This is a genomic window from Paenibacillus radicis (ex Gao et al. 2016) (assembly GCF_014641555.1).
Classification (GTDB): Bacteria; Bacillota; Bacilli; order Paenibacillales; family Paenibacillaceae; genus Pristimantibacillus; species Pristimantibacillus radicis.
The window spans coordinates 87,851-99,011 of the sequence record NZ_BMHY01000003.1; the positions used below are offsets into that span (position 1 = coordinate 87,851).

The 11,161-nt window shown below is 46.5% G+C and carries 8 protein-coding genes; 1 reads left to right on the forward strand and 7 read right to left on the reverse strand.

Annotated elements, in window-relative coordinates; all coding sequences use genetic code 11:
- Positions 1 to 182 precede the first annotated feature (182 nt).
- Both IEX98_RS09080 and IEX98_RS09085 read right to left on the reverse strand, forming a co-directional pair.
- Positions 183 to 2,114 carry an AraC family transcriptional regulator gene (locus IEX98_RS09080; RefSeq protein ID WP_188888639.1) on the reverse strand — a complete coding sequence of 644 codons (1,932 nt, stop codon included), beginning with the start codon at positions 2,112 to 2,114 and terminating at the stop codon, positions 183 to 185.
- A 447-nt stretch (positions 2,115 to 2,561) separates the two neighbouring features.
- A complete protein-coding gene (locus IEX98_RS09085; RefSeq protein WP_188888640.1) occupies positions 2,562 to 4,547 on the reverse strand; it encodes an AraC family transcriptional regulator in 1,986 nt (661 codons plus the stop codon).
- Positions 4,548 to 4,836: 289 nt separating this feature from the next.
- Here IEX98_RS09085 and IEX98_RS09090 point away from each other — a divergent pair, with 289 nt between their 5' ends.
- A complete protein-coding gene (locus IEX98_RS09090; protein ID WP_188888641.1) occupies positions 4,837 to 5,607 on the forward strand; it encodes a class I SAM-dependent methyltransferase in 771 nt (256 codons plus the stop codon).
- 39 nt (positions 5,608 to 5,646) lie between these two features.
- Here the strand turns inward: IEX98_RS09090 and IEX98_RS09095 are convergent, their stop codons facing one another.
- The 5 genes from IEX98_RS09095 to IEX98_RS09115 form a co-directional block, all read right to left on the reverse strand.
- Positions 5,647 to 6,123, reverse strand: coding sequence for a GNAT family N-acetyltransferase (locus IEX98_RS09095; RefSeq protein ID WP_188888642.1), 477 nt, complete (start codon positions 6,121 to 6,123; stop codon positions 5,647 to 5,649).
- Positions 6,124 to 6,302: 179 nt separating this feature from the next.
- A complete protein-coding gene (locus IEX98_RS09100) occupies positions 6,303 to 7,451 on the reverse strand; it encodes a hypothetical protein (protein WP_188888643.1) in 1,149 nt (382 codons plus the stop codon).
- A gap of 118 nt (positions 7,452 to 7,569) precedes the next feature.
- Entirely contained in the window at positions 7,570 to 9,066 is a 1,497-nt protein-coding gene (locus tag IEX98_RS09105; RefSeq protein WP_188888644.1) for a sensor histidine kinase, read from the reverse strand.
- The gene (locus tag IEX98_RS09110) at positions 9,063 to 9,761 is read right to left on the reverse strand and encodes a response regulator transcription factor (RefSeq protein ID WP_188888645.1); all 699 of its coding nucleotides are present in this window, start codon (positions 9,759 to 9,761) and stop codon (positions 9,063 to 9,065) included. Before IEX98_RS09110 ends, IEX98_RS09105 begins: the two co-directional genes overlap by 4 nt.
- A gap of 129 nt (positions 9,762 to 9,890) precedes the next feature.
- A complete protein-coding gene (locus tag IEX98_RS09115) occupies positions 9,891 to 10,946 on the reverse strand; it encodes a hypothetical protein (RefSeq protein WP_188888646.1) in 1,056 nt (351 codons plus the stop codon).
- Positions 10,947 to 11,161 lie beyond the last annotated feature (215 nt).

Consider the following 11,161-nt stretch of genomic DNA (forward strand, 5'->3'; position numbering starts at 1 on the left):
ATGTTACCGCAGACAGTGGTTGTTATTACTGAAATAACCCGTCACAGAGGTTGCAGCTATTACTTTTAACTTACAATGAAAAAAGCCGCATTTAGCGGCTTCTTCATCACAGACTGCTCTAATTACTAGCGGTCATTTATCATTTTCTGGACTTCTTTATAACGCAGATTCAGCTTCAGCGCCTACTTCTGAGAGTCCATTACCTTCTGCACAAACTCGTCAACCGCTTCATCAACCAAGTATGGCCCATAGTTCCATTTGTCGCGGGTCACATTGATAACCCTGTTGTTCTTGATCGCAGGAACGGCTTGATACAGCGAACCACTGAATAGCTCCGTCATGGGTCCCATCTCTTCATCTGTCATTTGCGTGAAGAAGTAGTCCGCAGGCCGGTCGACCAAAGCTTCCATCTGCAAGGCTGTTCCGCCATCTGCGTACTGCTTGAATTGCTCCGGCATTTGAAAACCGAAATCTTTATAAATCAGTTTTCCTAAAGTGCCGCCCTCGCCGCCCAACAGAACCTCACCTTTATAAAGAATAAACGTTGCGGCTGTTGTGCCCGGCTTAATTTTGACATCAATCTGATCCCGGATACGCTGCAGCTTTTCCTCAAACTTCGCAATCCACGCCTCCGCTTCTTCTTTCTTGTTCATAACATCGCCTATCGTACGAAGCGTGTTCACGACGTCCGGATCTCCGCCCCATGCCACTGCCACAGTCGGAGCAATCTTCTGATACTTTTCATAAATATCTGGACTATAAAAGTCCGGCAATATAATCAAGTCAGGCTGCAAAGCGGCAATCGCCTCTACTTCGCCTAACCCTTCGCCAATACTCGCTACACCTGCCATGTCATCGGGATACAGAGTAAGCGTCGTTTGATCAACGCCAACCGGCTTTAAGCCAAGTGGAAGCAAATAACCGCCGTATGAAATAACTACGGCAGCACTCGGTTCCGCTGGGATCTCCACTTGTCTCCCCAAACCGTCGGTAATTGTCTTTGTTTTCGACGGTGCATCGGTTGGCTGCTCGTTTTGCTGCTGGTTGTTTCCTTGTGCCCCCTGTTTCTCATTCGTTGCTGCTCCGCCGCATGCTGCCAGCAAAAGCGACAGACTAAACAATAGCGCCACTGCAAAAGTAGGTTTAAAACTTGCATTCATTTCATCCACATCCCAAGCCTTATATTGATAATGATTATCTTTATTAACAATATAGTCTGTACCTGCTCGAGACTCAATGAACGATTTGGGCATAAAATTAGTAGAAATTGAACTTTTCATCCCTAACTTATGCATTTTGAACTGCGCGGGCGTGATCCCCGTCTGTTTTTTGAACAGGCGATTAAAGTAATACATATCCGTATAGCCGACGCTTTCCGCGATATCGCGTACCGCAACATCCTCTTCAGCCAGCAGCGCTTTTGCCCGATTCATCCGGGTTTGAACTAAAAATTCGAGCGGGCTGCATTCATATTTGCGCTTGAATACCCGGGACAAATAGTGCGAACTGTAATGGAATAGATTCGCTAATGTCTCCATCGAGATCGCCTGACGATAATGGTCCTGAATGTACCGGGCAATTCCCTCTGCCAGATCGGTCGTTTCCGATTCCTCTGCTGAATCGAGTAGTTGGCGGAACTGCTCGTGAAGGAATTGATAGAACAATCCGGTCACTTGCAAACGTGTCAGATCCCCTTCTTCTTTCCATTGCATATGCATCTGCTCCAGCAAAGAAAGCAGCGCCCAAGGCTGCTTGGCCTGAAACATATAAGACTGCATAAATGGAATAGGACTGCTCACTGCCTCATACGGAACTTGAATTGGTGTGTGTTCCAATACTGGCTTATAGAAGATCAGATAATAGTCGAACGGCCGGTTGAAGCAGCTAATATTCAATAGGGCACCTTTTGCGCCATGGAGAAGTTGATTATTGGACGGCGACGTTTCTACTCCATCCAGAGACAGACTAGCCTCTCCTTGATTAGTAAAAAGAAAAGCGCTGGATGGGAAACGGTAGGACTGCAGCTTCTCCCCCGGCTTCATCTTTATATGCCGAATATCCAGCAGCTTGATCGGCGTTTGGCTCATTCTTCGGATCATCTCCGGCCATTTCATCAGAACACCTCGAAACTCTATAATGTCTCTTCATTATTTCAAATTTTGTATATAAAAGAAATGAAAATAGTCCGCTGCTGCCGTTGCTGTTGCCGCTTAGCATTCATGTCAGTTAGCGAAGCAGCTTCGTTAATTAATGAACCTGCATTCGCTAATGTTGCTAACTAGAGGGATACCATTGCTTCGTGCGAACCTATTTTCGCTATTCATGAACCTAGGTTCACCAGTAGCGAAGTTAGGTTCGCTATCCCTGGAATGGAGATTAAAACGCCTCTTACAGCGAAGTTCACTTCGTTAATTAACGTATCTGCTTCGTTATCCGGAGGAGCCAAGCTACTTTAAGCTCCTTCAAATTCAAACTCAAATTCCTCTATAAAAAGCACAAAAACGGCCAGCTTATACGCTGACCGCCTGACACATCCTCTATGCATTCGAAAACTTCTTCCCCTATTCCCCCAGGAAGCTCTTCACAATGAAGTCCAGCTGTCCTTCCAGGGAAATGGGGTCGTTGTAATAGGAGCCTTTTTCATGAATCCAAAAAACGCGATTGTCTTTAACGGCAGGGAGCGACTTCCACAGCTTGCTTTCGTACACGACATTGGCATCGCCGTCATCCCATCCCCAGTTGCTTGTGAAAATATAATCGCCAGCATACTCCGGCAATAATTCCAGCGTGAAGTCCGCTCCGAAATTGCTGCCGTCAATCAGCTTATCTTGGATGATTTTTGGCGCCTTCAATTCCAGGTCACCGTGAATGATTTCGCCGCCTCTGCCGCCTTTATTTCCCCAAGCGTAGATCCCTTTCGCATAAGGCTGAAGAATCGAAACAGTTTTGTCCCCCACCACGGCTTCAATCTTTGGCTTCAACTCGGCAATTTTCGCATTCCATTCTTCCACCCATTGTTGAGCGAGCTCTTCCCGGCCTGTTATTTTACCAAACTCGACCAATAGCTCTGCCGGCGTTCCTGCTCCGTATTTCAGACGGACAACCGGTGCGATTCGAGCCAGCTTCTCGTAGTCTGCTTCGTCAATATAATCAAACGCGATGATCAAATCCGGATTCAAATCCAGAATTGCCTCTGCGCTAGGCTCTTCTCCAATGTCGACAATATCATCCAGCTTGCCTGCGTGAAAAGGACTCTGCAGCGACTCGCGCGTAGCTGCTATCGGCTTAATGTCCAGCGCCAGCAGGTTGCCGATTGCGCTTCCCGTCAGGTCGATAATCCGCTTGGGATCAGCAGGAATCGTTACCTTCCCCTTGCCGTCTGTATAAGTTTTAGTAGCGGCAACTGCTTCGGTTGGCTTCGGCGTTTCCGCATTCGTTCCTTGTGTTGTCCCTGTCGTCGCTGAACCGTTGCCGCCGGACTGGTTATTAACCGAATTGGAAGGCGTGGAGCAGGCGCTAATTAACAAGGTTAAGCATAACAGCAAAGTTGCTGCAGCCATTGAAGTCGACTTATGTACTCTATTCACGGATAACCCTCTCCTCTTGCCTAACTGATAATCGTTCTCGTAGTCATTGACACTATAGCACCGGAAATCAGCAGCAACAAGGGCAGATTTCATACGGGGCTTGGGCAATTTTGATACAGCTTCTTTCCCTTGATATGCGGTTCTGAACTGAGTTGGAGTCATACCGTAGCTTTTTTTAAAGGTGCGGCTCAACGTATGGGCATCCGGATAGCCAGCAAGCTCGGCAATATGCTGAAGGGAGATATCGGTCATCGTTAAATAAGCTGCAGCCCTTTTCATGCGTATGTGCGTCAAATAACGGATTGGACTTTCATTCATTCGTTTTTTGAACAGCTTGGTCAAATAACTAACGCTGCAATCAAACAGCTCTGCCATCGCCTCTAAGGTAAGAGGCTCCATGTAATGATCGTTCATATAGCGAAGCACCTGCGCCATCAGGTCGGGATGAACAGGTCTTATTCCTTGCAGCTGCATCTGGGACAGAAGCTCATGAACGAATTGTTGAAACAACGTTCTTGCATGAAAAGCATCCAACGGATTCATCTTCATCCATTCCTCATACATATGCCTCAGCTTCTCTATCAAAGGTAAAGGATATAGTGGAACGAAGCTGTACTGGTATAGAAACGGATTTTCCATCTCGCCCTGCTGCCCTAACTGTTTCATAGACGAAGGCAGCATCATGACCGCCTTATATAAGACGAGGTAATACTCGAAGCGCTCCTCTGCTGTGATATGAAGGCGTGCGCCGCGACCGCCATGCAAAATATAATTCCGGCTCATGAACTGCAATTTATCATCCAACTGCACTTGAGCACAACCTTGCTGTATATATATAAATGCGCTGGCTGGCAACCGGTATTCCGGCATCTCCTCGCCGCTCTCCAGCGTCCCGAAGCGGATATCCAGCACCTTTATAGAAGCATGATTCCAATGCGCAATATGATCATTCACTTTCATTGCCGTTATCCATCCTCCTCTTGAAATGAGGGCTTTTTCCCTATTATATTGATAACGATTCTCAACGTAAAGAAAAAGAAGGGAGAGTCCGAGTTATTCGTTATTCAGAGGTTCACTCACTAATTGACCACATTCCACCAATCGATTACAATAATTTCAACTATTAGGAAAGTGAGTGATTTTCATGCAAATACACAAATCCAACTCCAAGATGTCCGTCTCTGAGGTACGGAAGGGATAAATCGAATAATCCCTTCCGCTAAATTTGTTAACACGCGGAGGGAAATCTATGTCTTTTAGCTACTATGGGCCGTTATGTACAGCGGTCTACGATCACACGAAAAAAGTCGGTCAATCATTCGGTGGAGATATCGAATATTACTCTGAAAGACTTAAGCATTGCAAGGGACGCATACTGGAACCAATGGTTGGATCTGGACGTGTCTTGATCCCGCTGCTTGAAGGCGGACTGCAGGTAGACGGAATCGACTATTCACCCGAAATGCTGGCATCCTGCAGACAGCGCTGCGAGGAGCGGGGACTGAAAGCCGAATTGCTTCAAGCCGATCTGCAACAGCTTTCTTTGCCTCAACGATATGAGGCGATTATTATTCCGGGCGGCTCTTTCTTGCTTATCGAAAAACGTGAGGAATCGTTAAACGTCTTAAGACGCCTGTACGACCATCTTCAACCGGGAGGACGCCTTCTTCTCGATCTGTTCCTGCCGGATTCCGCTAACGATGGCAGTCAATTTGGCGGGAATTCAACGTTCCACTTGCCGGACGGGGATATCATTACGATGGAAGGCAAGCTTGTGGAATTCGATCTATTTCATCAATATAAAATTTCCTATCTGAAATATGAGAAGTGGCGCAACGGCGTGCTGCTGCAAACCGAACTGCAGCGATTGGCACTGCGCTGGTACGGCGTAGAGGAATTTAAACTGGTATTGGAGAATATCGGCTTCACCGACGTCGTCATCTCGGCCGATTTCGAATACGGCAAAGCTCCTAACAGCGGAAATCAGAAGTTTGTATATGAAGCTGTGAGAAAAGAATAGCGATTCAGCCGCCAATAATATGGCGGCTTTTTTTCATGACTATAGCTCCATTATTTTCTCGTAACCGATTAACGTCATTTTATCGTTCACAACTTGCGAAAACTCGGTTCGCTTGTAGCCCATCTTTTCATAGAGATAGCAATTACCCGCTTCTTGCAGTACGGTCTCCAGCTCCCACCTTCTGGCATCGCTATACATCTGCTCAATGAGTGCAAAGACCTGTTGTGCAATGCCTTTTCCTTGATGATCCGGCACGATAAATAGCGGGCTGATCCGGTAAACCTGAATCTCTTTCGTTACGATTCGGATGGCGCCAACTGCCTCGCCATCATTTTTTATGAGGTAATACTGGGTGAAGGATTGATTAATACGGTTAACAATAAGGTCAATCGGTTCATTGGCCGGACTTGTATCATAATCCCGGTAGTTTTCCAGCAAAGGCAGAAACGCTTCAATCTGCATCGCATGAATAACTGCTGCATCTTCCAATCCGGACTTGCTCAAAGAAACACTCATGAAAGCTATACCCCCAATCGTTATCTCAGCATCAATGCTATACATCAGTTCGCTATTCGTGTTCATATCCCTTCCAATTTTGGAACCTCGCGCATCTCCCAGCGCGAGGTTCCAAATTAGGCAGCCAAATAGGCCGACAGCCTATTCAATAGGTGCCAGCCTGTTCAGGTGTAAGCTGCTTAGGACGCAGATTTGAATTTCACGATGTTTTTTACAGTAATCGCCGCTGAGCTTCCCTCGTCGTAAGCCAGCTTCATGTAATAGGATTTCCCGTCAGGACTCCAGTTCGTCACATCCCAAACGTGAGAGTACATGGAATAACCCCGCATCACGAAGCGTTTATTAATCAGTTGCCCTTCCTTAAGCTCCGCAACGGACACATCCTCATTTAATACATCATGAATCAGAATGCGGCTCTCATCAGGTGACAGACTAAAGGCATACGAAATCTTACCGGTTTCATAGTCCCCGCCGCTTAGCAGCGTGACACAATTATCGGAAGCAGGGTCATATAGAAATATGCCTTCTTTATTCTGAAACTGCCCATTAAACAATAGCTTGCCGTCAGACAGCGGCTGGTACCCGGCCATATACAAATCGTCGACCTCTATGACAGGTGCAAGCTTCCAGCTTTTCAAATCCAGCTTATACAAGTTCGCTAGTTTACCCGTTTTTACAACGATGGGCATATATAGCTCGTTTTGATAAACTTTAAAGTCATTTGTATATCCAAACGTTTGTAAAAAATCCTGCAGCCGGATCTGATAGATTTCATCAGTCAACGTATCGGTAATCGATATTTCACCTTCGTTTATTGTGTCTGCTTTCTCAAAAAGCACATAGCGGCCTTCCGTATCTGCAAATTTCATATTTCGATAGCCCATTGAATTTGAGGCCGGTGCGCCCCTTTTCTTATACAAGACTTCCTTGCTCTTGCCGCTCTCCAGATCAAGAAGATAGGGAGTCACGCCAACTCCATACAGCGCCTTTTTGCCATCCTGCGATACTTCGATTGCCGGTTTGTCCAGCAGACGGACCGGCGTCCGTTTCCCGCTTTCTTCAATATTAACGGCATATAGGCCTTGCTTGTTATTAAACAGCATGATGCCGTTTTGGATCGACAAAATATCATCGGAATGAAGCTTCTCGCTTAACGTCAGCAAATCACCTGTCAGCAATGGAGACTTCATATTGCGAATATCCGCCTTTACGTCTTCGCTTAACAGAAATGAGGTAGACTGCTGTTTGGCAGCACCTGCCGAAGAACAACCGCTTAAAGCTATCATTCCCGCAAGCAGACCTATCCACCAGCACAGCCTCTTCCTCATTCCTTTGTTCCTCCCTGCAACTGCTTCCGTATTCATAACCTTCTACACCCCTTTAGATCGTTTCTTACGATCACTATACCGAAGGGTTATGTCCAACTTGATGCCCTTTATTGCTAACTTATGTCCAGAGCGGCAGCTCAACCTGAACATGAACCTGCCTTCCCTCTTGGCGAAAAGCAATCATTCCCCTATGGCTGCCAATAATGGATTGGCAAATCGCCAATCCAAGTCCCATGCTCCCGTGATCCTTCACTAAGGAATCATTAACCCGGTAAAATGGTTCAAAAACCATCTGTTCGTCAATAGGCTGCTCCTGATCGCGTTCATTGCTCACTTGCACGACAGCACGCTCCGCTGTCAGAGCGGCCTTCACATGAATGCTCGTCCCTGCTGCGCCATATTTAATGGAGTTATCGAGCAAATTAACCCACACTTGCCGCAGCTCTTCCTGATGCCCAAGAACGGTTACCGCCGCTTGCAGCTCGCATTCCAGTTTCATGTCATACCGCAGAGCTTTGATCTCCATATCTTCACAGCATGCTTCGAGTTGAGCCGATAGATCGATCGGCACTACCGACTGCGGGCTATCCGTATCCTCCCTGCGGGCGAGCTCAAGCACTTGCACGACCATACTGTGCAGCCTATCGCTTTCCAGCTTAATCCGTTCAGCCGCCCGCGCCAGAAATACGGGATCATTGAAATCCGGCTTGCCGATAATTTGCGCATAGCCGGAGATTGAGGTCAGCGGTGTTTTCAGCTCATGTGTAATATGCTGATAAAATCGTCGCTTGCTTTGCTCCAGCTCCATCACCCGGTTACGTTCCGCTATAAGATGGGCCAGCTGGTCTTCAATTTGCCCCTTCATTTGCTCGAAGCTCAATGACAACTGCCCCACTTCATCGCGCCGGTCAATCGGCAAATACGCATCCGTTTGCTTGCCTTCGCCGAAGCCCCTCATCGCAAGAGACAGCTTAAACAAGGGACGCGTCATTCTGCTGGATAGAATATAGGTAAAGAGAGTGACCACGACAAAAAGAACGGCCGCGAACCATGAAAAGCTTCGCAGTATCGCATCGTTATGCTTGTAGCGGCTCGAATAATCACTGGTCATGCGAAAAAAGCCTTCATAACGGTCGTTCGAATAATAAGGAAAGGTCAACAGCACGAGATGCTTGCCGTTATTCTCCGTCATCGTAACGACTGATTTGTTGTCCAAGCTTAATGCCCTGTCTGCTTCAAAAGCATAGGATAGAATCGTAGAGGGCTGCAGCTCCAGCCGTACGCTGCCGTTTTTAGTAAAGAGGGTCTCGCCTATGAAAATCCCATCCTTATCGTAATAGGCGATAGGATGCCCTGTACTTCGGCTAATGCCATAGAGCAACGGAGTTATTCCGTCCTTCTCGATTTGCTCATTCCCCTGATTGACTAGCGCGTACTGCTGAATGTGATCATAGGCGAAGGACTGAAGCTTCTCCATGTCCTCTCGAATGGTCGCTTTCGTCTGCTCAGCCAATATATAGGACATGTAGAAATACAGGCAGAAGGTCGAGATTGAGAAAATGATGATAAACCCTACCGTGAACCTCCAGTTGAGAGGCAAAGCTTTCCTTCTCATCCTGCTCCACGCTCGCTCATTCGATAACCGACGCCAAATACCGTCTCGATTAATGCAGCGTTCAGCTTCTTGCGGATGCGCTGTACATGAACATCCACCGTTCTAAGATCGCCGTCATAATCCATCTCCCATACATGATCAACGATTTCTTCCCGTGAAAACACCCGGCCAGGGTATTCATGAAAGAGGAGCAGCAGCTCAAACTCTTTCGGCTTTAGCTTAATCTCTTGCCCATGCTTGTACACCGCATAAGCTTTCTTATCGAGCTCCACGCCTTCAGGCAGTTGTGCCCGCTGATTGCCGCTGCGATTGGCCGCTTTTTCCTTACGCCGCAGCAAAGCCTTAATTCGGGCGGATACCTCCCTCAGCTCAAACGGTTTGGTCATGTAATCGTCTGCGCCTAACTCCAAGGCAACGATTTTATCGATCGTATCGGTTCTTGCCGTGAGCATAAGGATAGGAATGGCGTATTTCTCCGACACTTCCCTGCAAATATCGAAGCCGTCCATATCCGGCAGCATCGCATCCAGCAGCAAAGCGTCGGGCTCCATTTGCCCGATCAGACGAAGCCCGCCTTTTCCTGTAGCAGCTCCAATCACCTGATAGCCTTCGCCTCTTAGCGCATAGGTCAATAAATCCCGGATTGATTCATCATCTTCTATAATAAGCAGCTTCTTTTGCTTCTGCTCTCGCATCGCGCTACCTCGCTTCCAGACTGCAAATCTATTCTTTCATTATAGCCCACAGTTGTTGCCATTTTGTTACCAAAAGGAGAGGGATAAGTAAAAAAGCCGGCAATCTGCCGGCTTCATCCTATTCTACCTTTACCTGCTCCATTTATATAGAAGCAGCTCCCGACTCTCACCCGTATTGTCACTCGTAATGCCGCCTTGAAGAATGAGCCGCTCGTATTGACCGGAACTACTTTTCACAAAAGTGAATTTCGCATCATGAGAGGGTGCATACCATTCGCTCTTTTTTCCCCTTCCCTGTATGAGTCGCAGTAATACTGCATTAGGGGGAGTATTAACTGCCGCATACAACGTTCCTTTATCGGCTTTTATAGTAAATTGAAGCTCTTTGTTCAGTTCATACGTCCCTTCAAAAACATTTAAAAATTCATCTGTAAAAGTAAGTTGAGCTAATTCAGCCGCTTTCGTTTTATAATCTTGGATCAGAGGCCCTTCTAATTGGCTAGCAAGTTGATGCAAGTTATAGCAGTGGTTGCCTCTCTGCAGTTCCTCCATCAGATTAAATTTAAAGCATTGCGTGCTTTCATGGAAATCATAAACGTACACTTCCCGTTTCGAAAGGTCATAGATATTGGAGTATTGAGTAGGGTTTTCCCCCGTTTGCAGACAGCTTTGCAATAGGCTCTCAAAAGTCGATTTAGACTGGCTATGTAACTCGCATAATACAGAATTAGCCGTATGATAGGCGTATCCTAGCGTCTGATGGCTTTTGCCATAATCGATATGAAGCTGTCCGTTCTCAAAACCGATAACGGCAGAGGCTCCCGCATGGTCCACATACATGACTTTGGCAGAAGTAAAGGAAGGTTCGTTATACTGCTCATACATCACAACAACTTGAGCTAGTAACGAGGCCTCCTCCATTATTTTCTCAGACAAATTCCCTGCAAAGTTGTATTTGTCCGGAGAAGACAGCCATTCCTCCTCATACCCGGACACCCAGTCAAAAAACAATCCGTGCTCATTCATACCGCCTTGAGCCCAACCATTGAAATATCCAAAATATACTCTTCCGTATTTGCCGTCCTGTGATGCAAGAAACCATACTTTTGTATTGGAATCGGAGTAGTCTTCATTGTTGCCTACCAGTGTAACTCCATTCTGTGTTGCTTTGAATATCGTACACATTTCAACAGCTCCTTTTACACTTCATCATTTTAATATTACTACAAATAGAAAATATTAGGGTTTTGGGAATGCAAAAAAAGGGGCCGTCCCAAAAGCAGTTTCCAGAAAAATTAGCCCCCATTTTTTGTGTAATATGCACGTAAAAAAGAACCTTCAGATCCACTTTCTTCGTGGTTTTGAAGGTTCTTTTGCACATACTATGGGATTCTCTCACT

Coding starts and splice junctions, on each gene's coding strand:
- IEX98_RS09100 (WP_188888643.1), bottom strand. CDS start 7,451: ATGAGGAAGAGGCTGTGCTGGTGGATAGGTCTGCTTGCGGGAATGATA.
- IEX98_RS09080 (WP_188888639.1), bottom strand. CDS start 2,114: ATGAAATGGCCGGAGATGATCCGAAGAATGAGCCAAACGCCGATCAAG.
- IEX98_RS09110 (WP_188888645.1), bottom strand. CDS start 9,761: ATGCGAGAGCAGAAGCAAAAGAAGCTGCTTATTATAGAAGATGATGAA.
- IEX98_RS09115 (WP_188888646.1), bottom strand. CDS start 10,946: ATGTGTACGATATTCAAAGCAACACAGAATGGAGTTACACTGGTAGGC.
- IEX98_RS09095 (WP_188888642.1), bottom strand. CDS start 6,123: ATGAGTGTTTCTTTGAGCAAGTCCGGATTGGAAGATGCAGCAGTTATT.
- IEX98_RS09085 (WP_188888640.1), bottom strand. CDS start 4,547: ATGAAAGTGAATGATCATATTGCGCATTGGAATCATGCTTCTATAAAG.
- IEX98_RS09105 (WP_188888644.1), bottom strand. CDS start 9,066: ATGAGAAGGAAAGCTTTGCCTCTCAACTGGAGGTTCACGGTAGGGTTT.
- IEX98_RS09090 (WP_188888641.1), top strand. CDS start 4,837: ATGTCTTTTAGCTACTATGGGCCGTTATGTACAGCGGTCTACGATCAC.